The following is a 22,116-nucleotide window of genomic DNA, read 5'->3' on the forward strand; positions in this document are numbered from 1 at the left end:
GCCGCCTGTCCGCCGGGACGACGGCAGCAGCAAAAAGCCTGGCCGTTGCGGCTCAGGCTTCTTCAGCTATAGAAACAGGATAAGCGGCTCATTTCTGCACCGTCTCCACCGTCGGAATCCAGACGTCGAACGTCGTGCCTTTGTCGATCTCGCTGCGAACCTCGATCTTTCCTTCATGCAGAGCGACCAATTCCCTCACGATGGCGAGGCCGAGGCCGGTTCCTTGATTTTTCTTGGAGCGGCCGCGGTCGACTTTGAAAAACCGTTCCCAGATCATTTCCTGATCGTCCGTGGAGATGCCAATGCCCGTATCGGATAAGGTCAGATGAATATACGGCTGCTCATAGGCGGCGCCAATCGTAATTCGTCCGTTCTCGGTAAATTTGATGGCGTTTTTGATCAGATTGTTGCATATTTGCTCCATCCGGTTGGCGTCGGCGTAGGCTTTCGGCAGCGGACCGGCAATCGCAAGCTCGATTTCGGTTTGCTTGTCGGTTGCCTCGGGCTCGAATTTGAAGGCAATTTGCGACAGCAGCGTCTCCATATCGACCGGGGAGCGGGAGAGCATAATTTCATTATTTTCCAGCTTAATCAAGTCCATAATATCGTCGACCAGCCGATTCATATGCAGCGTCTCGTTATAAATAATGCCGTAATAACGCGGCTTGGCCGCTTCGTCGATCAAGCCGTCCTGCAGTGCCTCCAGGAAGCCCTGCATTGCCGTTAACGGTGTTCGCAGCTCATGCGAGACGTTGGCGAGAAAATCTTGGCGGATGTGCTCCAGCTTCTTTTTCTCCTGATCAACGATCTCCAATTTTTCCACCATATGGTTGATCGTGGAGGCGAGCTCGCCTATTTCGTCTTTGGACTGGATGCGGATGCGTTCGCTGTAATCGCCCATGCCGATTTTGGCGGCGGCGCGGTCGATTTTTTGCAGCGGCTGCGAAATCGTCCACGATAAATAGGAGGCGATGACCGCAGAGAGCAGGAGGCCGAACAGGGTGCCCCACAGTATCGTTTCGCGCAAATTTGTGATCGTCTCGTTCATACCGGTGACCGGGGCGTGCAGAACGATGCCGCCGTACAGCTGATTGTCTTTGCCCCAGGGGACGACGACGGAGAGCATCTGTTCCTTCAGTCCCTCGAATTCCATATTCATGACGGTATTCTCGCCTTTGCTTACTTTGGCGACGATTGAGGCGTCTACGGATTTGCCGATGTACACCTCGTCTTTGGCCGAGGTGGCGACGATTTTACCCTGCAGGTCAAACAACCAGATGCGCGTGTCGTAGGATTGGTCGAAGAAAAGCAGCAGGTCCTTCAGCCCATCGTCCGGGAGACGGACGTTTTGCACCGCAACGTTGACGCGCTTGGCTTTGCGCAGCAGCTCGTCCTTCTTGGAATCGATAATATAATCCTTGGTCAAAAAGGAAATCATCAGCCCGACGACGCACAATCCGAGCAGCACCGTGAACATATTGCTGAACAGAATGCGCCGGAAAATGCTTTTGTTAATCCCGAAAATCATGGTTCCACCGCAAATTTATAGCCGATGCCCCAGACCGTCACGATGCAGTCGTTTTTGTGCGGGCCGAGCTTCTCCCGCAGCTTCTTCACATGAACGTCCACGGTCCGGTTATCCCCGGCAAAATCGTATCCCCACACTTGCTCCAGCAGCTGCTCGCGCGTAAAGACGTTGCCCGGCGATTTGGCCATATGGGCGAGCAAATCGAATTCCTTGGGCCGCAGGCTCAGCTTCTCGCCGTCGCCGGCAACGACCTCGCGCCGGTCCACATAAATGGACAGCCCGTCAAATTCCAGGCTTTGCGCCGGCTCCGCTTCATCCTGCAGCTTGCGCGGCTGCATTCGGCGGAAAATCGCCTTGATTCTGGCGATAAGCTCCCGGGGACTGAACGGCTTCGTGACGTAATCGTCGGCGCCGAGCTCAAGGCCGAGCACCCGGTCGATTTCTTCGCCCTTGGCGGTCAGCATAATGATCGGGATATCGAACCGTTTGCGGATTTCCCGGCATGTCTCATAGCCGTCCATCACCGGCATCATCACGTCGAGAATAATGATATCGGGAGCTTCTTTATCAAGCATGTCCAGCGCGGTTAAGCTGTCCTGCGCTTCCATCATATCGATATGCTGTTTTTCAAAATAAAGGCGAATGATTTCGCGTACGTTCGGATCGTCGTCAACAACCAATACCTTCCAAGGGTTCATAGCTTCTCCTCTTCGTTTTTTGGTTTACTTATAGTCTTCGTTGGATGCAACCGGTTTTGCGGGGGTTCCATGCGAAAAAAAACCTTTCTCCCCGGAGGAAGAAAGGCGCGATAAGATCTATATGAAAAGCCGTTTAAGGCTTCGGATTGTTAGTGGATTCATCCGGCGTCTTCAGATCGTCGCCGCTTTTGGAATCGCCTCCGGGGCTGGAATCGGCAGATTTGCCGCCGGTTGCTCCCGAGCCCGAGCCGACTGAGCTGCCCGCGCTTCCTGCACTTTCTGTGCTGCCCGTACTTCCCGTACTGCCTGTGCTACCCGCACTTCCGCTGCTTCCCGCACCGCCCAGACTGGAGCTTCCCGAGCTGCTTGCGCCGCCCGTGCTGGAGCTCGAAGAACCGCCGCTTGCGCCGGTAGAACCGGACGAACCAGATGTACCGGATGATCCAGACGAACCGGACGAGCCGGATGAATCCAGACCGCCGGACGGAGAGCTTGTCGTCGGCATGCTGCCCGTATCCTCCTTGACGCCTCCGCTGCCGCTTTCGCCTCCGCCGCCGGAGCATCCTGTAATCATTGCGAAAATGAACACCATGCTTAAAGCTAGGGTCAAAGTTTTTCTCACGGTCAGGCGATTCGATAAAAGTGTTCTCAAAAGTAACATCTCCTTCCAAACATTTACTTTTTGCGCAGGAATTAAAAATATGATGACAAACGGTTGGCCTGCTGCGGCCGGTAGGGGATTCTGCCGCCGCCACAGCCTGCTGCTCCTGCACAAGAACAATGTACAGCATAAACATGACCGTTCTGTGTGGAAAAAAAGATCATTGTATTAAAAAAATATGAACAAATATGAACGGAGGCAAGGCATGCGGTTCCTACGCGATTTAGCCCGTAAAGAACTTGAACATGCCGATGTGGTAAAAAAATCGTATATAATGCTTAAATTATTGCCCTGTCCCTTGCCGATTAAAGCAAGGTACAATTGAGCTGTAGATCGACCAGACAAGGGGGGAATGCCGCAATGAAAATAACGAAGGTGGAAAGCTTTATTCTTCACGTTCCGCTCAGCCCGCCGATTACGGACGCGATCAACGCGCCTACCCATTGGGGACTGCCGGGAGTCCGAATTTATACGGACGAAGGAATAACCGGATATGGATACACGGGGACCTGCGCCTACGGGGACGAACTGATTACGGATACGATCGACCGGTACTATACGCCCGTTCTGCTCGGCAAAGATCCGTATATGGTGAGGGAAATATGGGACGAGCTGCGTTACGGCAAGATGCATTGGATCGGAAGGGCGGGCATTACCCATATGGCGTTGGCCGCGGTGGATATCGCGCTGTGGGATCTGATGTCCAAGGCGGCGAGCAGGCCGCTGTGGCAGTATCTGGGCGGTCATAAGAGCAAACCGGTCAAAGCCTACAATACGAACGGAGGCTGGTTAAACTGGCCGAAGGAGCGGCTGCTTCAGGACATCACAGCCTTTGTCGAGCAGGGCTTTACAGGAGTCAAGATGAAGGTCGGCAAGCCGGACCCGCGCGAAGACTATGACCGGGTTCGCGCCGTTCGCCAAGCGATAGGCGACGATGTGATCTTGATGGTCGACGTCAATCAGATGTGGAATATTACGACGGCGATGACCTGGGGCAAGAAGCTGGAGGAGTTCGATCTGTTCTGGCTGGAGGAGCCGCTGAACCCGGATGACGTGATGAACCATAAAAAGCTTGCCGACGAGCTCAACGTGCCGATCGCGCTCGGGGAGCATGTGTACAGCAAATATGCTTTCCGCGACTATATTCATCAAGGGGCCGTAGAATACGTGCAGGTCGATACGACGCGCGTCGGCGGTATTACCGAATGGCTTCAGGTCGCCGGTTTGGCCGCCGCATACGATTTGCCGATCGTGCCTCACGTCGGCGATATGGGGCAGATTCATCAGCATCTGGTGGCCGCTACGTCCAACGCGGTCATGCTGGAGTACATCCCCTGGATTCGGGATATTTTCGTCGAACCCGCTACCGTCAAGGACGGATACTATGTGCTCCCGCAAATGCCCGGCGCATCGACCGAGGTGATTCCCGAGTATTTTGACAAGTACCGGGTGAAATAATCGCCATGTTAAAAGGCAAACCGCTCTTTCATTATTATATGAGATACGAGGAGGGCTACATATGTTCAAGCATTCGAGAACCACAGCCGCCGCATTGCTGCTGACGCTGCTTGTCGGCGTCGCGTCGGCCTGCAGTCCGAGCCAGGAGGCCGCGCCGGATAAACCGGGCGGAGCGGCGGCCGCAGACAAGCCGTTTGCGGGCAAGAAGGTGACGGTATTTGCGCTGAATCATCCTTGGAGCGATACGATCAAAGGCTCGATTCAACAATTGGAAGCGTCTACAGGCATGAAAGTGGATTTTCAAGTGATCGGCGAAGATCAGCTGCAGCAAAAGCTGGCCGTTCAATTTACGACGAATGCGGCAAGCCCCGATGTGTTTATGTACCGCCCTTATATGGATAAAATTTTGTACCACAAGAACGGGTGGACTTCGCCGTTAAACGATTATGTCAATAAGGATGCGGCTTATGATTTCGCCGATTTCGCCAAATCATCCATCGAAGCGGCCACGATCGAAAACAAGATCGAGTCGATTCCCGTCTTTACGGACCAATTCGTGCTGTACTACCGCAAAGATATACTGGAGAAAAATGGAATTGCCGTACCGGCGACGCTGGACGAACTGACGGCGGCCGCCAAAAAGCTGCATGATCCGGCCCATGATTTCTACGGCTTTGTCGGCCGCGGTCAAAGAAACGCCCTCGTCACGGCCGTCTCCTCGTTCGTGTTTTCGCAGGGGGGCGACTTTATGAAGGGAGATAAGGCGGCGATCAACACGCCGGAGGCCATCAAGGGTTTTCAAACCTATGCGACTTTGATTAAGGATTACGGGCCGCAGGGGGTGCTGAATATGTCTTGGCCGCAAGCATCCGCTATCTTCGCTCAAGGCAAAGCCGCGTTTTATGCTGAAACCGCTTCCGTGTACAAAAACACGACCGATCCGGAGAAATCGCTGGTAAAAGATAAGATCGGTTTCGCCAAATTTCCGGCCGGCGACGCCGGGGCCAAGCCATACAACATCACGGCCTGGTCGCTTGCAATCAACTCGAAATCGGCCAATAAAGACGCGGCGTGGGAGTTCATCCAATGGGCGACGAACAAGGAAAACGTGCTGAAGACTCAGCGCGCGGGAGCGCCCGGCGCGAGAAGCTCTCTATGGACGACGAAGGAGGGCATCGAGACGTATCCGGCCGATCTTGCCGAAGCGATTCAGGAGACGATGAAAATCGGCGTCGGGCATAACGTGCCGGAGGTGATCAGCGTGGGCGAGGCGCGCGACGCGGTCGGCAGCGTCGTGGTGAAAGCCGCGCTGGGCGAAGATATTAAAGCGGCGGCCGATCAGGCCAATGCGGAGTTTCAGGCGATTATCGACAAGGACAAGACCAAATGAGATAATCTCGCACCGCGGAGCCTTGCTCCGAAGTCCATTCAAAGATTTTGTTGGGCCCCGGAAATGTATGCCTTCTATACTGTTAAAGAAACCGCGCGCTGCGGTTAACCTCAGGAGGCGGCCTCTTGCCGCCTTCGCCGGTTAGCCGGATCGGCCGGAGAAAGGAGCGGTTGCTCATGGGATACGGCTGGTTAGACCGTAACATGAAATGGATATTCATAATGCCGGCCGCACTGTTCATCGTGCTCATCATTGCTTTTCCGCTCGCCTATACGGTACATATCAGCTTCTATGAATGGAGCATGTCGGCGATTACGCCGCCCCGATGGGTAGGGCTGGACAATTATGCCGCCCTGCTGGCCGACGAGCGGTTCTGGGGCTCCGTATGGCGCACCTTTTATTTCACGGTTCCGGCGATTGTGCTGGAGACGGTGCTGGGCGTACTGATCGCCGTGTTATTTTCCCGCGATTTTATCGGGGCCAAATGGGTCAAGACGTTTCTGATGCTGCCGATGGTGGCCACTCCCGTTGCAATCGGCCTGATTTGGCTGCTTATTTACGAGCCCTCCATCGGGCTGGCCAATCAGCTGCTTAGGACGCTCGGCATGAAGCCGCTCGCTTGGCTGGGGGCGGTAGATCAGGTGATCCCTTCGCTCATTGTTATCGATGTATGGGAGTGGACGCCGATGATCGCCCTCATCGTCATCGCCGGCTTGACGACGCTTCCGTCCGAGCCGTACGAATCAGCGGATGTGGACGGAGCGACGTCCTTCCAGAAATTCATCCATATTACGCTGCCGATGCTGCGCCCGACGATTATAGTAGCGGTCGTGCTGCGCATGATCGACTTGCTCAAAACGTTCGATACGATTTATTCGACGACCCAGGGCGGCCCGAATTTCGCTTCGGAAACGCTGAATGTCATGGTCTACACCCAGGCGTTTCAATATTTCAAGCTCGGCGCCGCCTCGTCGCTGCTCATCCTGTTCTTCGCCATCATTATGTTCATCGTGCTGCTTCTGATCTCGATCCGCAAGAGAGTAGGTGAAGCGGGATGAAAACCAGGCTTTGGCCGGCCATTTACCAGCTCGTCTTAACGCTGGCGGTATTTCTCGTGTTTACGTTTCCGTTTATTTGGATGCTCATGGCTTCGTTCAAAACGCAGGTTCAGGTGCTGTCTGCCGATCACATTTTTCTCTTCAAGCCGACGTTCAAAAACTATATCGAGGTGTTTCGGGACAACGACTACCTCCGCTATTTGCTGAACAGCTTTCTGGTGGCGCTGGGCTCCACGGCGTTCGCCCTCATCCTCGGCTTGCCTGCGGCTTATTCGATAGCCAAATATCGGATGCATACGCTCGGCACCGTCATTCTGGTCGCCAAGATGATTCCGGGCATCACGTTTCTTGTCCCTTGGTACATTTTGTTTACGAAGCTGCATATGGTCGATACGTTCACTGTCTTGATTGTAAGCCATATGGTGATCGGACTGCCGTTCATCATGTGGGTGATGATTCCGTTCTTCGAAGCGTTTCCGGTGGAAGTCGAGGAGTCGTCGTGGATAGACGGAAGCTCCAAATTCAGAGCGTTTATGTCGATCGTCCTGCCCGTTTCCGTTCCGGGCATCGTTACGGCGGCGCTCCTGTCGTTCATTTTCTCCTGGAACAACTTTATGTTCTCGCTGATTCTTGCCGGCGAACGAACCAAGACGCTGCCGATCGCCGTCTTTAACTTCATATCCGCCTCCAATATTAACTGGGGCGCGCTGATGGCCGCAGCCTGCGTCATTACTTTGCCGGTGATGATTATGGCCCTGTTCTCGCAAAAATATATCGTCAGCGGATTGTCGGCGGGCGCGGTAAAAGGGTAAGCGGCAGACCGAGCAAATCGTTATACCCGCAGCCGTTGTTTTCGGTTACACTCTCAGTATACAGATCATGGGGGGGGGGGGAACGGGATGCGATTGAAAATGAACATTTTCAGAAAAATGGTATTGTTCATTGTACTGCTGCTTATACCGATCGTGCTGCTCTACGGCTTCTCGAATCGGGTATCGATAGAAGTCGTGGAGGAAGAAATCCAGAATTCCAATTTAAACCGCATATCGTTTTTTACGTCCCAAATGGACAGCGTGATCGATCAACTGTCGATCATTCCTATCATTGTCAGCAAAGACCGCAGCATACAGGAGCTGCTCAAGACGACGAAAGAATACGAGCAGCTGCAGCTTCAGGAAGCGATTGTCGGCAAGCTGATTTTGCTCAGCGCGACAAGCAGCTGGTCCAATCGGCTGACGATTTATTTGCCCGGTTTAAAGCAAGCCATATCCAGCGATTATAACGGCGTGTACGATCCGGATTTTTTCCGCAGCAGCATCAAGCCCGATTGGGAATACCATGCGCTGCCCGCCGGCGATTCGTATTTCGCCAAGTTCATTCTTAGTCCGCTCATTTCTTATAAAAATCCGGAGGATGCCGAGGCCGTGACCGAGGTGCGATTTTCCCGGCGAAATGTCATGAATATGTTGGCTGACTATAAGCAGGACGGCAAGGGGGACCCTTTTTTATATTCTCCGGGCACCGGACCGATCGTCAGCAGCGCAGCGAATGAGGCGTTGATCGGCGAATTGACGTCTTACTTGAACGGACAGCAGTTAAGTCCCATGGGGCACCGGATCGTTGAGCTGAGGCACGAGAAATATTTGGTCGGCTACGTCCAATCGAAGAGCCTGGGCTGGTATGTCGTCGATTACTTGCCTCTGCAGCAAATTTTATCGCCTATCGTCAAAAGCCGGAATTTGTTCTACGGCTCGATCGCGCTGCTGCTGGCGATGAGCGTCGTCGTGGCGCTGATGCTGTACAAACAGGTACAAATTCCGATCCAATTGCTGCTGCGCGGAGTTCAAGGGATTCAGGCCGGCAAGTACGCCCTCCGTCTGAATCATCGCCCGAATAACGAATTTGAGTATGTATTCGCCCGGTTTAACGAGATGGCGGCCCAAATTCAAGAGCTTCTTGAAAAGGTTTACATGGAGCATATCCGGTTTCGGGAGGCGAAGCTGAAGCAGCTGCAGTCGCAAATCAACCCGCATTTTTTATACAACTGCCTGTTTTTTATTAAAAATACGATTGCGGTCGGAGACAAGCATGCGGCCACGGAAATGGTTGTCAATCTGGGCGATTATTTCCGCCATATCACGAAGCTGGAGAATACGATGACGACGCTGCACGAAGAGATGAAGCTGGTTCAGAACTATTTGAACATTCAGAATCTGCGCATGGACAGGTTTCATTATGAAATCGACATACCCGACTCGATGGCTCAGCTCGAAATACCGAGGCTGCTGATCCAGCCTATCGTGGAAAATGCGATCATTCACGGAATCGGCAAAAGCGAGCGGTACGGCATTGTGACGATTACCGGTCAACGGCAGTGGGGAGAAAACAAAATCGTGATCGACGACAACGGGATCGGCATGTCCCCGAGAAGCTGGCGGAGCTGCAGCATAAAATATCGCTTCCGATGGATAAAGAGATGAGCTGCGGCTTATGGAACGTGCATCAGAGGCTGCTGTATCAGTTCAAGGAAAGCTCCGGGCTGCTGCTGTCCGCGTCTCCTTCGGGAGGGCTCAGAATCGTGCTGAAATGGGCTGAGCGGGAGGCGGAGAGCGCTTGACCGCCGCGGTCCTGAAAGCGATGTGTTCCTAACGATAACGCGGATTCAGGAGGAGAACGATGCTCAAATTGCTGCTTGTGGACGATGAGATGAATGTGGTGGAAACTTTGGCCGTGACGATTCCGTGGCAGGAGATCGGGATCGGAGAGGTGTACAAGGCGTTCTCCGCTGCGGAGGCGCTCGATATTCTCAAGACGAATGCGATCGATTTGGTCATAACCGATATATGTATGCCGGGGGTAGACGGGCTGGAGCTGATCCGGAAAATTACATGGAATTGGAAAAATACGAAGTGCATCCTGCTGACGGGCTATGCCGAATTCGAGTATGCGCAGAAGGCGATCCAAAACCAGATTTGCGACTATTTGCTCAAGCCGATTCGGGACGAGGAGCTGATCGAAAGAGTCGCCAAGGTTGTCCGGCTGATTCATGACGAGAGGGAAGCGAACGAGACGTATCAGCGGGCGATGAAGGCCTTGCACGATCATTTGCCGAAGCTGAAGAGCGAGCTGCTGAACGATATGCTGCAGGGTAAACGGACGACCCGAGGACAGTCGGCCGAAAAGCTCACGCAGCTGGGGATTCCGGTACGGCCGCAGGACGATTTTTGCCTGCTGCTCATCCGGTATAAAGAGCAATTCGCCGACTACGATCCGTTCGAGATGTCTTTGATGAAGTTTGCTATCGGCAATCTGGCCGAGGAGACGTTCGAGGAATATTTTCACGTATGGATCAGCCAGGACGTTCACGAATATTTGGTCGTGCTGGCTGCGCCGAAGGAGGGGCTATGCGCTGATGAGGATACGGAGGGCGGCGGGGAGCGTAAATACCATATGGAGCGTCTCGCCAACCAGCTGCAGCTGAACATCGAGCTTTATTTAAAACGGAGCGTTTCCGTGCTTGTCAGCGCCTGGGGCCGGTTTCCCGAGGAGCTCGCGAAAGTATACCATAACTCGCTGGCGATTTTCCGCAAACGGTTCGGCAGCGAGAAGGACCTTCCGGTATATACGATCGGGGAGACGGAAACCGCGGAGATGCACAGCTTATACCGGCTCTACGAACCGCCGATGCTGGTGCATTTAATGGAGGCGGGAAACTGGAATGCGGTGGAGCGGAAGCTGGAGTCCGTTCTGGAGGAGCTGGAGCAGTCTTGGTCGGAATCGGCGGAGCATATCACCGAAGTGTTCTTCTCGGTGTTCGCGGCGTTCTCCTTCATTGCCCACAAGAGCGGCAAACGTCTCGCCGAGCTGATCGGCAGCGAGTATGCGAGGGGCAGGGAGCTGGCTCCGTGCAGGACGGTCCAATCGCTGCGCGCCTGGATTCAGGCCGTGCTAAAGCACATCGAGCGGTATACGAGCAGCGAAACGAAAAACGCCCGCGAATCGGCCGTCCGCCAGACGCAAAAGTTCGTTCAGGCCCAGCTGGCCGATAACGTATCGCTGCAGTCGATATCCGATTATTTGCAGATGCATCCGGCCTATTTGTCCCGCATCTATAAGCTGGAAACGGGGGAAAACTTGAGCGACTACATCTATCGCCTGAAGATGGAGCGGGCCGCTCATCTGCTCAAAGCTACGACGAGTAAAATTTATGAAATCGCCGTTGAGGTCGGCTATCAGAATCCGAATTATTTTATCAAAATATTCAAAAAGCATTTCGGCAGCACGCCGCAGGATTACCGGATGAACAGCAAGTGAGCGCAAACCATATTATCCGATCAGATTTAATTACGGTTAGGAGGGACGGCAGGATGAGCATTGTGTTAAAGGGCATTACTTGGCATCACAGCCGCGGCTTCGTTCCGCTGGCGGCTACCGCGCAGCGGTTCGCCGAGCGGAATCCGGGGGTGGAGATCGTATGGGAGAAGCGTTCCCTGCAGCAGTTCGCGGATGCGCCCATTGAGCAATTGGCGGAACGGTACGATCTGCTGGTGATCGACCATCCGTGGGCCGGCTTCGCTGCCGATCGGCGTATTCTGGTGCCGCTGGAGCGGCATTTGCCTGCCTCGTTTCTCGAAGATCAGGGCCGCCATTCGGTCGGCAGGTCCCATGAGAGCTATAACTTCGGCGGTTATCAAAGCGCTCTGGCGATAGATGCGGCGACCCCGGTGGCATCGTATCGCGAGGATATTATGGCTAGAGAAGCAGCCGAGCCGCCGACGACATGGGAGGAGCTGCTCGCTCTGGCCGAGCGCGGGCTTGTAGCATTTCCAGGTATTCCTATCGATACATTGATGAATTTTTATATGCTGTGCTCCAGTCTCGGAGAAGACCCGTTCCTGCGGGACAGTGAAGTTGTGTCATGCGAGATCGGGATACAGGCGCTCGAACGGCTGAAGGAGCTGGCCGGATATTGTCCGCAGGAGATGTTCGGGTGGAATCCGATCCAGCTGTATGAAGCGATGGCCGTTCGCGGCGACATTGCCTATTGTCCGTTTGCCTACGGATATTCCAACTACTCGCGTCCCGGCTATGCCGCTAACGTCATCACGTTCGCCGATACGGTGCGGCTCGGCGAACGCAAGCTGCGCACGACGCTGGGAGGCACCGGGCTTGCCGTATCCGTCCGCTGCCGGCATCTGGATGAGGCGCTTCAGTATGCGATGTATACGGCTGATCCGGCGGCCCAGCGGACGCTTTATGCCCAAAGCGGCGGTCAGCCTGGACATCGCGCGGCCTGGACCGACGCAGCGGTCAATCGAAGCTGCGGCGGATATTTCGAGCGGACGCTGACTGCTTTGGACCGCTCCTTTCTCCGTCCCCGTTACAGCGGGTATCTGCATTTCCAGGACCGCGCGGGAGATTTCGTCCGCCGCTATGCGATGCAGGGCGGGGATGCCGGGGGCGTGCTGGAGAAGCTGAACGACCTATACCGCGATTCGCGGAGGGAGGGAGCGCTATGAGACCGCTGGAAGGAACGGTCGTGCTGGAGTTTTGCCAATTTTTATCCGGTCCGTCTGCGGGCTTGCGGCTGGCGGATCTCGGAGCGAGGGTCATCAAGATCGAAAGGCCGGACACCGGCGATTTATGCCGTCAGCTGTATATCGGCAACCTGGATTATAACGGGGAGAGCGCGCTGTTCCAAACGATCAACCGGAATAAGGAAAGCTATTCGGCCGATCTGAAGCATCCCGGGCAGCTGCAAGACATCAAGCGGCTTATCGGGCAAGCCGACGTCCTGATCGAAAATTTCCGGCCGGGCACGATGGAGAAGCTGGGGCTTGACTATGAGAGCGTCAAGGCGATCAACCCGCGAATCGTCTATGCCAGCGTCACGGGATACGGCAAGGAGGGGCCGTGGCGGGATAAGCCGGGTCAGGACTTGCTCGTGCAGTCGCTGTCGGGCCTCGTGTGGCTGAACGGAGACAGCGATCAGCCTCCGCTGCCGTTCGGTTTGGCGGTAGCCGATATACTGGCCGGAGCGCATCTGGTGCAGGGGATTCTCGCCTGCCTGGTGCGGCGGGGCCGCAGCGGGGAAGGCGGCCTGGTCGAGGTAAGCCTGCTGGAATCGCTGCTCGATTTCCAATTCGAGGTGTTCACGACGTATCTTAACGACGGAGGCCGGCCGCCGCAGCGCAGCTCGATTAACGGCGCACACGCGTACTTGGGGGCGCCTTACGGTATTTATGAGACGCAGGACGGCTATATCGCGCTTGCGATGGGGTCCGTGTTGAAGCTGGGGGAGCTGCTCGGCTGCCGGGAGCTGTCGGCGTTCGCCGACCCCAAGGAATGGTTCGCGCGCCGGGACGAGATCAAGACGATATTGGCGGCTCATCTGCGCAGCCGGCCGACGCGGGAATGGCTGGCGCTGCTCGAGTCTGCGGATTATTGGTGCTCGGATGTGCTGACATGGGAGCAGCTAACGGAGCATGAAGCCTTCAAGGCGCTGGATATGCTTCAGGTAACGCGGGCTTCCGGCGGGACGGCGTTCAAGACGACCTGCTGCCCGATCCGGATGAACGGCATAAGGCTGAAGTCGCCCAAGGGGGCGCCGCGCGTCGGAGAGGACAGCCGTAAGATTGCCGCAGAATTCGGATTCACGCCGTCTTAATGGGGAAGGAGCGGCCGTCAGATGAACAGAGGCGCTAACGCCAAGCCGCTGGAAGGGATACTCGTTCTCGATTTCAGCCAGTTTTTGTCGGGACCGTCGGCCGCGCTGCGGCTCGCCGATCTCGGGGCGCGGGTGATCAAGATCGAGAAGCCCGGCACGGGAGACATATGCAGGACATTATATATTTCCGATCTGGAGCTGGACGGCGACAGCACGCTGTTCCACTCCATCAACCGCAATAAGGAAGGCTACGCCGCCGATCTTAAGCGGGAGGAGGACCGGGATCGAGTGCGGCGGCTGATCGAGCGCGCGGACGTGCTGATCCAGAATTTCCGGCCCGGCGTCATGGAACGGCTGGGGTTGCATTACGATGCGGTCCGCGAGCGGAATCCGGCGCTGATCTATGCGGAGATCACGGGGTACGGCGCAGAGGGGCCGTGGAAGGATAAGCCCGGACAGGATCTGCTTGTCCAGTCGCTCTCCGGTTTGGCGTGGCTGAACGGAGAGGCCGACCGGCCGCCGCAGCCGCTGGGGCTCGCCGCCGTCGACATGGCTGCGGGGACTTATCTGGTGCAGGGAGTGCTCGCCGGATTGTTCCGGCGGAGCATGACGGGAGCAGGCTGCCGCGTGGAAGTGAGCCTGCTGGAGTCGATCCTCGATCTGCAGGCGGCAGAGCTTGTCGTCTATTGGAACGGCGGAGAGCGGCTGCCGCAGCGTCCGCAGACGGGCGGCGCCCATGCCTGGATGCCCGCACCGTACGGGATGTATCCGACCGCGGACGGATACATAGCGTTAGGCGCAGGCTCTGTGGAGGCATTGGGCAAGGCGCTTGATTGCTGCGGGAGCCTCGCCGGCTGCGCCGACGAAGCCTCCCGGTACGAGCGCCGGGAGGAGATAAACCGGCTGATCGCCGGACGGCTGGCGGCAGGTACGACCTCGATGTGGCTTGAACGGCTGGAAGCCGCAGGGTATCCCTGCTCAAGCGTGTTGACCTGGGAGCAGCTGCGCCGGGAAGAGGCGTTTCTGCGTCTGGGTATGACGCAGACGGTATACAGGGGCAGCGGCGCCGCTATGCGCTCGACGCGCTGCCCGATTCGGATCGACGGGGCGGTATATACCTCGTCGCAAGGCTCACCGCGCATCGGAGAGCATAATGAATCGATCAACGAATGGCTGGAGGCGACCGAGCATGAATGAAAACGAACGAAGCGTCAGACCGCATCAGGAACTGCCCGTGTTTCATACGGAATCGTGGATGTACGAGGAATTTGAGGTAGGGCAGAAGATCCGTTCGATCCGGCGCACCATATCCGAGGGCGAAAGCATGCAGTTTAACGCGCTTGTGATGGATTTGCATCCTTATGTTGCCGACGACATGTTCGCACGGGAGGAAGGCGCGTTCGGGAGACGGCTCGTGGCCGGAGCTCTTGTATTCAGCATGGGACTCGGGTTGATGGCCCATAACAATATTCACACGTTCAGCTATGGATACGATAAGCTGCGGTTTATTAAGCCGGTATTTATCGGCGACACGATCTACACGGTCAGAACGCATATGGAGAAGCGTCCCAAGTACAAGGAGATGGGGCTCGTGAAAGTCAGCTACGAGGTGTATAAGAACGAGGGCGAGCTCGTATTGTACTGCGAGCATCTGCAGACGGTGCGCTACCGCAGCCCCGATGCGTGGCAGCATTTGATCGAGAAGAAGGAGGCGTAGCGCGATGGGCAGCCGATCGATGTTTTTCGAAGATTACGAGACCGGAGCCGTCCGGCAGACGACCGGCCGCACGGTAACGGAGGCCGACATTGTGCTGCATGCCGGGCAGACGGGAGATTTTTATCCCCATCATATGGATGCGCAGTGGTGCCTGACCCAGGAGTTCCGGCAGCGGATCGCCCACGGCACGCTTATCTTCAGCATGGGCGTCGGCATGACGGCCGGGGAGATCAATCCCGAGGCGTTCTCCTACGGCTATGACCGGCTGCGTTTTGTCAAACCGGTATTTATCGGCGATACGATATACGCCAAAGCCTCGATCAAGGAAAAAAGAGACTACCCCAAGCGTCCCGATTACGGGATCGTATGCGAGCTGGTGGAGGTGTTCAACCAGCGCGGCGAGCTGGCGCTTGTCTGCGAGCATCTGCTGCTCGTCAAGAGAAAGCTTGCCGGGGATGCAGCGAGCGGCAGGACGAACGGCGGCACGTCCATTTAACCGGGATCGTCCGTAAAAGCGAGAGCGCAGCCCACGATGCCGACCGGTCGCGGGGGCGGCTCCCCAAAAACGTAAGGACCTCGACTCCGCCGGCACGCTGCCAAACGGGGTTGAGGTCCTTGCTTGCTTCAGTACATTTACGAAATCGACTCCTCCCGCTCCTTCCACTGCCGCTCCGCCTCGCGCACTTCCTTCCAGAAATGGTCCAGCTCCTGCTTCGCTATTTCGCGGACGAAGCCGATGTCCTCGCCGATCAAATCGGTCGTCCATTTCCGCCCCAGATTGGCGTGCACAACCTCGTCGGCCCAGTCGTAATCCTGGAATTGCGCCATCAGCGGATGCTTCGCCTCGTCGCGGCAAAATTCGTATTCGCCCGCTTTGCCCGGGCGCTTCATGGCGCCTTCTTCGATGCCGATGGACAGCCAGGCGTATTGAGCGCCGGGAATTTTCGGGGCATTGACGTCGTAATCGGACGTGTACTGCGGCCGGCTCATCCAGTCCACGCCTTCGCTCTCGAGCGCGGCCTGGCCGAACAGCGCATGACGCACTTCGTCCCATAAATGGCGCGCCAGGTCGCGATAAAACTCCCAGGGCATATTTTTCTGCGAAAACAGCACGGCGGCGATCAGCTCGGCGGCCGTCATCTCTTCCTGCCTTACGCGCATTTTGTCGAACAGCTTCTGACGGACGGGATCGTCCGGGGCGACGGCGACGCTCGTCCGCGCCCAAGTCGCGGGGCCCATATTCCTCGGGTCGCGGACGGACCGCAGCGGCAGCGTGTACGGCTGCTGCGAACGCCAGCGGTGCGGCAGCGCCGCCGTCTTGGGCTGGGAGCCGTCGATGCCGCCGGCGGCTTGCAGGAATCCGGTCAGCCGGGCTTTGAATTCGCCGCCTTGATCGTCGTAGATTCCCGACGATTGGAGGTGGCCGATCATCTCTTGGCCCCAAGCCAATTGCTCCTCCAAATCGAGAACGACCGTGCGGAGGAGACGGATCGTCGGCTGGTCGACGATTTGCTGCGTCGTGGCGAGATGATTGCGGTATACCTGCAGCAGCGCCGGTTTGACGACTTCATAGATGCCAATGGCGAGCTCCAGATCATTGCGCGCTTGAATGAGCTCTTCCATTAGCAGCGACAATGCGGCGTCGGGCTCGTGATTCAGCACCGCAGACGACGTTCTCAGCTCCGTAATCCGCACGCGCAGCCGGTCGGCGGCCTCCGCGTCCTCATACAGATGCTTCCCGAGCGCGACCTTCAAATCCCAGTTCTCGCGGGCCGGCAGATGGCCGGCGGCGATGCGCAGCAGCGACTCATGGATGAAGCGGTACCGCTGAAGCGCCTTGGCGTTTTTTTCCACCCCGTATGTGCCGATGGCGTAAGGGTTTTTAATTCCGGCATAGCTTAACATATTGGATTCCCTCCCTGATCTAAAAGGGTGGTGAAAAACAAGCGGCCTGCGGTCGATAGAAGTTTCCACTCGCTCTTGTAGCCGGATTTTTTTCATTTTGAATCGCTAAAGCGGGGAAAATCCGTCTACAAAGGCGACCGCTTATGCTGTTCCAACTCACTATCGACTCTTCGGCCACTTCTTCACCACACCTCTAATTGATGAAGCGCTTGCTTTCATTATGGCAATCGCGGGAAGAAGCTTCCATTCAGACAAACCGGATTAAGGTGGATTTATTTGATCTGTGCGCTATGAAGCAGTTTATTCGCCGGATAAGGCGTGCGGTACGCTTCCGCAGGGGCAAGATGCTGTGCGCGCGGATCGGAGAATCGCTCCCGGTATTCGGATGCGGTCATGCCCTTGCTCCGGGTAAAGCAGCGGGAAAAATAATGCTCGTCCGTAAAACCGACCGTAAAAGCGATTTGCTTCACGGTATCGTGGCTTTGAACCAGCAGCTGGCAGGCTCTGTCGATGCGGCGCTCGGAGATCGCCTTCTGCGGCGTCATGCCGGTATGCCTGACGAAAATGCGGGTGAAATGCTCATGCGTCCATCCTACGCTGTCGGCTATGGCGGCGACGGATAGGGGGAGATGAAGATGCTGATCGATCGTTTGCAGCGCTTTGACGATTTGCGGGGGAAGCGGATTCGCTTCCTCCGCTTCGGCGGCTGCCGATCCCGCAAGCTCCTCCAGCTCCGCGAGCAGGGAGTACAGCAGCAGATTGCATCGGCTCTCCCAGCTTGGCGGTCTGGCTGCGGCCAGATGTAAAATATGGGTCAGCAGGGAGGGCAGCAGACTGGCTTTGCCGGCCGGCAAATATGAAGGGCCGTCCGGCGAAACGAGCGGAGACAGGTCGTGAGAACCGGTCAGCGTATCCATCATGAAATGGACGAACAGATGCCGGGTCGGCTGGACCGGGTCGAATCTGTAAGTATGCGTCTGGGCGGGACGGGTCAAGATGAAGCAGGGCTCCTCCAACCGAAACGTCCGGTCGTCCAGCCGGTATTCCGCAGCCGAGCCTACGGGAAAATAGACGAGCTCGTAATCGGTCAGCGCCCTCGGCCCGAGCGTCCAGCCCGCCTTCACGGTGAAATCGCCGGCAATTACGATATGCGGGGCGCTGCAGCCTGGCGCGGGCTTGCTTGGCATATTCATCGGGTCGCTCTCCTTCCGAATTCTTAGAGGCGTGGTGAAAAAAGAGCGGAGGGGCCATTTGAATCTGGAAAAAAAATCTAAATAATCCGGATTTCAACAGCGATCGGAGGATCAAATGGACGCCGCAGCGGACTTTTTCACCACCCTTTTAAAAGCGTGGTTAAATTCAAGATAGCAGAAACCGCGTTCGGGTGGCAAGATGAAACCGTGCGTCCGGCGGCCGTGGTCAAAATGAGGCGAATGATGCGCAGGAGAGCAGGAATTCTTTTCCGCACTCACGAATAAGACTGTTTAGGCCGTTTAGTTCCGGTCCGGGCACGTCCTGCTTCTCTCGGAAGCGCCGCCAAGCCGCAGGCTGGCTGCAGCGAGCTTGTCCCAGGCCGTAACGCAAAAGGCAACAATTAAGGAAACGGGGGGTTGCGATGAAAGGAAGCCGATTCACTGCTTACCTGAGGCACGGAAGCCGGTTTTACAACAAGCTGCATTCCATTGCCGTTCAATTGTTTCTGCTGTTCTTCGTCAGTATTATTGTGCCGGTGCTGATCGGAGGCTATTTGTCGTATGAAAAATCGGCCAACATGATCGAGGAGCAGGTTAGCAACGTGGCGTCGCTAACGATCAAGCAGGTCAGCGACAAATTGAATTTTATTTTTAAAGGACTGGACAACGTATCGATGCGGCTGCTCGGCAGCAAAGCGATCCAGGATGCCCTTCAAGGCAAAAATGCGGCGACCCCTTACGACAGCTTCAAGCAGAACAATGACGCCAAAGATTTTATCATCTCCTTGATTACCAATTCTCCGGAAATTATGGACATCTATCTTCTCGATATCAACAAAAATAATTCGGTGGTCAGCTCCACCTTCCAAGGCGTCGTCGACCCGTGGCAAACGGATTGGTACCGTAAAGTGCTTGAGGCCGACGGCAATGCGGTCTGGTTCGGACTGACGAATATTTCATATTTAAAAGGCATCGATATGGGCATTCCGGTGTTCGGCCTCGGACGGACGATCAAGGAAGTCGACACAGGCAAAATTATCGGAGTCATGTTCATCGAGGTTAGAGGCAATATTTTGACGGAAGCGCTTGCAGACATACAGTTCGGACGGACGGGCTACACCTATGTGGTGGATCAGGGCAACCGTTTCGCTTATCATCCGGATTCGGCTTATTTCGGACAAAGCTCCGACTTGGCGATGCCGGCGACGACGCAGACGATGCGGCTGAACGGCAAAGATATGCTCGTCATCCCGGCTTCGCTCGGCAACGGCTGGCGTGTGGCGGGCATCGTGCCGATCCAGGAGCTGATCGCAGGCTCCATCGAAATCCGCGATCTGACGATCTGGAGCGCTCTGGCATCGATTGTCGTAGCGATGATTATGGGCTATTACGTCGCCTATAAAATCGGCCGCCCCCTCGTCTATTTAAGCAAGCTGATGAAGCGGGGAGAAGCCGGGGATTTAAGCGTGCGCTCCGATCTTGGCGGCCGCAACGAGATCGGGCAGCTAAGCCGCAGCTTCAATAAGATGATCCGCCAGATCGGCGTGCTGATTCACCGGATCGCCGAGGAGGAGCGGGAGAAGAAGAAGGCGGAAATTCGGGCGATGCGCTATCAGATCAATCCGCATTTTTTGTACAACACGCTCAATTCGATCCGATGGATGGCGAAGCTGCAGCGGACGGAGGATGTCGCCAACGCGATTTCCACCCTGGTGCCGCTTCTCGAAGCGAGTCTGGAGCGGAATGGCTCTTTCGTCAGGCTCGGAGAGGATTTCGAGCTGCTGAACAAATATTTGATCATTCAGCAATACCGGTATCACAATCGGATTACACTGAATATCGAATGTCCGCCCGAGCTGAGAGCTATTACGATTCCGCGCATGCTGCTGCAGCCGATCGTGGAGAACGCGATCTTCCACGGCATCGCTCCGAAGGATGAGAAAGGGTTCATCGAAGTGACCGTCTCGCGCGAAGGCGGCGATGCGGTTGTCGTCATTCGGGACGACGGCATCGGCATTTCGAAGGCCAAGCTGCCCGATTTGCTGTCGGGAACGGGCACGACGCGCGCAAGCGGCATGACCCGGATCGGCCTGCTGCATGTGCATCAAACGCTGCAGCTGTATTTCGGAACGGGATACGGTGTGGAGGTGGAAAGCGAGGAAGGGCTGGGAACGCGGGTGCAGCTGATTTTTCCTATTCAAAAGGAGGATGACCATGTACAAAGTGCTGTTGGTCGATGATGAAGCGATGGCGCGCATCGGGCTCCGGTCGACGTTCGAATGGGAAGAGAACGGGTTTCTTCTTGTCGGAGAGGCGTCGAACGGGAAAACCGCGCTGCAGTGGCTGGAGAGCCATGAAGTGGATATTTTGATTACGGATATCGCCATGCCGGTGATGGACGGTCTGGAGCTGATGCGCAGGGCGCGGGCTGCATATCCGGCGCTGAAGGTCGTGCTGCTCAGCTGCCATAACGATTTTGAATATGTGCGGGAAGGCATCCGACTCGGCGCCTCCGACTATTTGCTCAAGCCGACGCTGGAAACGGAGGATTTGCAAGCGGTGCTGGGCAAGCTGAAGGAGCAAATTGCCGAGGAGCGCAAGCGGACCGAGCTGATCCTGCGGCAGGAGTTGTCGGGCAAGCGGCAGGAGCTGGAGAAGCAGCTGATGAAGCTGCTGGCGGGCGAGGAGCCGCAGCAGGAAAGCACGGCGGAGCTCGCCTGGCTGAACGAAGGCTACAGAATCGTCGTCTGCATGCTGGATGGGGCGGCCAAGCTTCGCGCCGAGGAAGGAGGGCTGTTTATTGAGATTGTCATGGAGGAAGTGCAGGCTTCCTGCTACGAGCATTTGGAGCGGGGAGCCGCATTCCGGGTCGGCTCGGACCAGCTTGTGCTCGCCGTGCCGGATGAGGGCGGCGATCAGGAGAGCTGGATGGCACGGCTGGAGCGGCTCCACCGCATGCTTGCGGACAAGGGATACTCGTTTACGATGGGGGTCAGCTTCTGCAGCGCCGGAAGCGGCGGGCTGAAGCGGGCTTACCGGGAAGGGCTGGACAAGGCCGCTCTGCGCTTTTACTTCGGTCCCGGAGGCATCCGCTCCATGATGGTCTCTCCGAAGCGCCCGTCGCGCAGCGGAAACACGGAGGCCGGGATGAACGCGCTGCGGGAAGCGATATCCGAAGACTGGAAGGACAAAGCCGCAGAGTGCCAGAAGCGCCTGCTGGGCTGCTGGACCTGCGACAACAAGACGCCGGTCGAAGTGCTGAGGGAAGCGCAGGAGCTGCTGTCTTTATACCAGCTGTGCAAGGGGAACCGCTACGTTCCGGCGGAACAGACGGAAGCGCTCCGGATGATGGAATCCGTTGAAGAAGTGCAGTCCTTCTTATGGTCGGTGTTCGAGAGCTTGTGGAAATCGGAGGACGAGATTGAGGAGGAGTTCGGCTTTCACCGCCGGATTATCGCGAAGGCGATCGAATATATGCAGGGCAATTTCACTAAAAACATCAGCCTGCAGGATGTAGCCGACCATGTGTCGGTCAGCAAAAACTATTTCAGCGAAATGTTCAAGCGGGTGACAGGGCAAAATTTTATCGATTATTTAATCCATCTGCGGCTTAAGCGCTCCACCGTGCTGCTCCAGACGACGACGCTCAAAGTATACGAAGTGGCGGAAATGTCCGGCTTCAACGATGTGAAATATTTCAGCAAGCTGTTTAAGAAGATGATGAAGCTGTCGCCAGCGGAATTCCGCGACCGGGGGGGCTGAAATGAAAATATTCGGAAAAGGCTCCACCATTTCGGAATAAAAGCGGTTACATCCGCAAATTTCGCGTCCTATAATAAAA

19 protein-coding genes are annotated in these 22,116 nt (G+C 56.1%); 14 read left to right on the forward strand and 5 right to left on the reverse strand.

The window, feature by feature from the left end:
- Nucleotides 1–88 precede the first annotated feature (88 nt).
- The 3 genes from SK3146_RS30810 to SK3146_RS30820 all read right to left on the reverse strand — a co-directional run bounded on the left by SK3146_RS30810 (nt 89) and on the right by SK3146_RS30820 (nt 2,878).
- Nucleotides 89–1,528 carry a sensor histidine kinase gene (locus SK3146_RS30810; RefSeq protein ID WP_349655174.1) on the reverse strand — a complete coding sequence of 480 codons (1,440 nt, stop codon included), beginning with the start codon at nt 1,526–1,528 and terminating at the stop codon, nt 89–91.
- Nucleotides 1,525–2,226 carry a response regulator transcription factor gene (locus SK3146_RS30815; RefSeq protein ID WP_249862373.1) on the reverse strand — a complete coding sequence of 234 codons (702 nt, stop codon included), beginning with the start codon at nt 2,224–2,226 and terminating at the stop codon, nt 1,525–1,527. The genes SK3146_RS30810 and SK3146_RS30815 overlap by 4 nt, the downstream gene beginning before the upstream one ends.
- 133 nt (nt 2,227–2,359) lie before the next feature.
- On the reverse strand, nt 2,360–2,878 hold the full coding sequence (locus tag SK3146_RS30820) for a hypothetical protein (RefSeq protein ID WP_249862374.1): 519 nt from the start codon (nt 2,876–2,878) through the stop codon (nt 2,360–2,362).
- Between the two features lie 369 nt (nt 2,879–3,247).
- Between SK3146_RS30820 and SK3146_RS30825 the strand changes: the two genes are divergently transcribed.
- The 12 genes from SK3146_RS30825 to SK3146_RS30880 all read left to right on the forward strand — a co-directional run bounded on the left by SK3146_RS30825 (nt 3,248) and on the right by SK3146_RS30880 (nt 15,673).
- Complete coding sequence (locus tag SK3146_RS30825) at nt 3,248–4,345, forward strand: mandelate racemase/muconate lactonizing enzyme family protein (RefSeq protein WP_249862375.1); 1,098 nt, start codon at nt 3,248–3,250, stop codon at nt 4,343–4,345.
- A gap of 61 nt (nt 4,346–4,406) precedes the next feature.
- Complete coding sequence (locus SK3146_RS30830) at nt 4,407–5,735, forward strand: ABC transporter substrate-binding protein (protein WP_249862376.1); 1,329 nt, start codon at nt 4,407–4,409, stop codon at nt 5,733–5,735.
- Between the two features lie 203 nt (nt 5,736–5,938).
- Nucleotides 5,939–6,793 (forward strand): carbohydrate ABC transporter permease, encoded by an 855-nt coding sequence (locus SK3146_RS30835; RefSeq protein WP_249862377.1) that lies wholly within the window; start codon nt 5,939–5,941, stop codon nt 6,791–6,793.
- Nucleotides 6,790–7,605 carry a carbohydrate ABC transporter permease gene (locus tag SK3146_RS30840; protein ID WP_249862378.1) on the forward strand — a complete coding sequence of 272 codons (816 nt, stop codon included), beginning with the start codon at nt 6,790–6,792 and terminating at the stop codon, nt 7,603–7,605. The genes SK3146_RS30835 and SK3146_RS30840 overlap by 4 nt, the downstream gene beginning before the upstream one ends.
- A 117-nt stretch (nt 7,606–7,722) precedes the next feature.
- The gene (locus SK3146_RS30845) at nt 7,723–9,273 is read left to right on the forward strand and encodes a sensor histidine kinase (protein ID WP_249862379.1); all 1,551 of its coding nucleotides are present in this window, start codon (nt 7,723–7,725) and stop codon (nt 9,271–9,273) included.
- Nucleotides 9,258–9,410 carry a hypothetical protein gene (locus tag SK3146_RS30850; RefSeq protein WP_249862380.1) on the forward strand — a complete coding sequence of 51 codons (153 nt, stop codon included), beginning with the start codon at nt 9,258–9,260 and terminating at the stop codon, nt 9,408–9,410. The genes SK3146_RS30845 and SK3146_RS30850 overlap by 16 nt, the downstream gene beginning before the upstream one ends.
- Nucleotides 9,411–9,469: 59 nt before the next feature.
- A complete protein-coding gene (locus SK3146_RS30855) occupies nt 9,470–11,107 on the forward strand; it encodes a response regulator (protein ID WP_249862381.1) in 1,638 nt (545 codons plus the stop codon).
- Between the two features lie 53 nt (nt 11,108–11,160).
- The gene (locus SK3146_RS30860; RefSeq protein ID WP_249862382.1) at nt 11,161–12,312 is read left to right on the forward strand and encodes an ABC transporter substrate-binding protein; all 1,152 of its coding nucleotides are present in this window, start codon (nt 11,161–11,163) and stop codon (nt 12,310–12,312) included.
- The gene (locus SK3146_RS30865; RefSeq protein ID WP_249862383.1) at nt 12,309–13,460 is read left to right on the forward strand and encodes a CaiB/BaiF CoA transferase family protein; all 1,152 of its coding nucleotides are present in this window, start codon (nt 12,309–12,311) and stop codon (nt 13,458–13,460) included. Before SK3146_RS30860 ends, SK3146_RS30865 begins: the two co-directional genes overlap by 4 nt.
- A 21-nt stretch (nt 13,461–13,481) precedes the next feature.
- Nucleotides 13,482–14,657: a CaiB/BaiF CoA transferase family protein gene (locus SK3146_RS30870; RefSeq protein ID WP_249862384.1), complete on the forward strand. Its 1,176-nt coding sequence runs from the start codon at nt 13,482–13,484 to the stop codon at nt 14,655–14,657.
- Nucleotides 14,650–15,177, forward strand: coding sequence for a MaoC family dehydratase (locus tag SK3146_RS30875; RefSeq protein ID WP_249862385.1), 528 nt, complete (start codon nt 14,650–14,652; stop codon nt 15,175–15,177). The genes SK3146_RS30870 and SK3146_RS30875 overlap by 8 nt, the downstream gene beginning before the upstream one ends.
- Before the next feature lie 4 nt (nt 15,178–15,181).
- A complete protein-coding gene (locus SK3146_RS30880; RefSeq protein ID WP_249862386.1) occupies nt 15,182–15,673 on the forward strand; it encodes a MaoC/PaaZ C-terminal domain-containing protein in 492 nt (163 codons plus the stop codon).
- 137 nt (nt 15,674–15,810) lie between these two features.
- On the opposite strand, the gene SK3146_RS30885 is transcribed toward SK3146_RS30880, so the two are convergent.
- The gene (locus SK3146_RS30885) at nt 15,811–17,082 is read right to left on the reverse strand and encodes a hypothetical protein (protein ID WP_249862387.1); all 1,272 of its coding nucleotides are present in this window, start codon (nt 17,080–17,082) and stop codon (nt 15,811–15,813) included.
- Between the two features lie 272 nt (nt 17,083–17,354).
- Nucleotides 17,355–18,275, reverse strand: coding sequence for an AraC family transcriptional regulator (locus SK3146_RS30890; RefSeq protein ID WP_249862388.1), 921 nt, complete (start codon nt 18,273–18,275; stop codon nt 17,355–17,357).
- A gap of 422 nt (nt 18,276–18,697) precedes the next feature.
- Between SK3146_RS30890 and SK3146_RS30895 the strand changes: the two genes are divergently transcribed.
- Nucleotides 18,698–20,515 (forward strand): sensor histidine kinase, encoded by a 1,818-nt coding sequence (locus SK3146_RS30895; protein WP_249862389.1) that lies wholly within the window; start codon nt 18,698–18,700, stop codon nt 20,513–20,515.
- The gene (locus SK3146_RS30900) at nt 20,490–22,037 is read left to right on the forward strand and encodes a response regulator (protein ID WP_249862390.1); all 1,548 of its coding nucleotides are present in this window, start codon (nt 20,490–20,492) and stop codon (nt 22,035–22,037) included. Before SK3146_RS30895 ends, SK3146_RS30900 begins: the two co-directional genes overlap by 26 nt.
- The last annotated feature ends 79 nt before the right edge of the window (nt 22,038–22,116 follow it).

This window comes from Paenibacillus konkukensis (assembly GCF_023523925.1).
In the GTDB taxonomy this organism is placed as follows: Bacteria; Bacillota; Bacilli; order Paenibacillales; family NBRC-103111; genus Paenibacillus_S; species Paenibacillus_S doosanensis.

Coding starts and splice junctions, on each gene's coding strand:
- SK3146_RS30825 (WP_249862375.1), top strand. CDS start 3,248: ATGAAAATAACGAAGGTGGAAAGCTTTATTCTTCACGTTCCGCTCAGC.
- SK3146_RS30810 (WP_349655174.1), bottom strand. CDS start 1,528: ATGATTTTCGGGATTAACAAAAGCATTTTCCGGCGCATTCTGTTCAGC.
- SK3146_RS30835 (WP_249862377.1), top strand. CDS start 5,939: ATGAAATGGATATTCATAATGCCGGCCGCACTGTTCATCGTGCTCATC.
- SK3146_RS30870 (WP_249862384.1), top strand. CDS start 13,482: ATGAACAGAGGCGCTAACGCCAAGCCGCTGGAAGGGATACTCGTTCTC.
- SK3146_RS30890 (WP_249862388.1), bottom strand. CDS start 18,275: ATGAATATGCCAAGCAAGCCCGCGCCAGGCTGCAGCGCCCCGCATATC.
- SK3146_RS30850 (WP_249862380.1), top strand. CDS start 9,258: ATGGATAAAGAGATGAGCTGCGGCTTATGGAACGTGCATCAGAGGCTG.
- SK3146_RS30885 (WP_249862387.1), bottom strand. CDS start 17,082: ATGTTAAGCTATGCCGGAATTAAAAACCCTTACGCCATCGGCACATAC.
- SK3146_RS30865 (WP_249862383.1), top strand. CDS start 12,309: ATGAGACCGCTGGAAGGAACGGTCGTGCTGGAGTTTTGCCAATTTTTA.
- SK3146_RS30880 (WP_249862386.1), top strand. CDS start 15,182: ATGGGCAGCCGATCGATGTTTTTCGAAGATTACGAGACCGGAGCCGTC.
- SK3146_RS30875 (WP_249862385.1), top strand. CDS start 14,650: ATGAATGAAAACGAACGAAGCGTCAGACCGCATCAGGAACTGCCCGTG.
- SK3146_RS30860 (WP_249862382.1), top strand. CDS start 11,161: ATGAGCATTGTGTTAAAGGGCATTACTTGGCATCACAGCCGCGGCTTC.
- SK3146_RS30895 (WP_249862389.1), top strand. CDS start 18,698: ATGAAAGGAAGCCGATTCACTGCTTACCTGAGGCACGGAAGCCGGTTT.
- SK3146_RS30830 (WP_249862376.1), top strand. CDS start 4,407: ATGTTCAAGCATTCGAGAACCACAGCCGCCGCATTGCTGCTGACGCTG.
- SK3146_RS30815 (WP_249862373.1), bottom strand. CDS start 2,226: ATGAACCCTTGGAAGGTATTGGTTGTTGACGACGATCCGAACGTACGC.
- SK3146_RS30845 (WP_249862379.1), top strand. CDS start 7,723: ATGGTATTGTTCATTGTACTGCTGCTTATACCGATCGTGCTGCTCTAC.
- SK3146_RS30855 (WP_249862381.1), top strand. CDS start 9,470: ATGCTCAAATTGCTGCTTGTGGACGATGAGATGAATGTGGTGGAAACT.
- SK3146_RS30900 (WP_249862390.1), top strand. CDS start 20,490: ATGTACAAAGTGCTGTTGGTCGATGATGAAGCGATGGCGCGCATCGGG.
- SK3146_RS30840 (WP_249862378.1), top strand. CDS start 6,790: ATGAAAACCAGGCTTTGGCCGGCCATTTACCAGCTCGTCTTAACGCTG.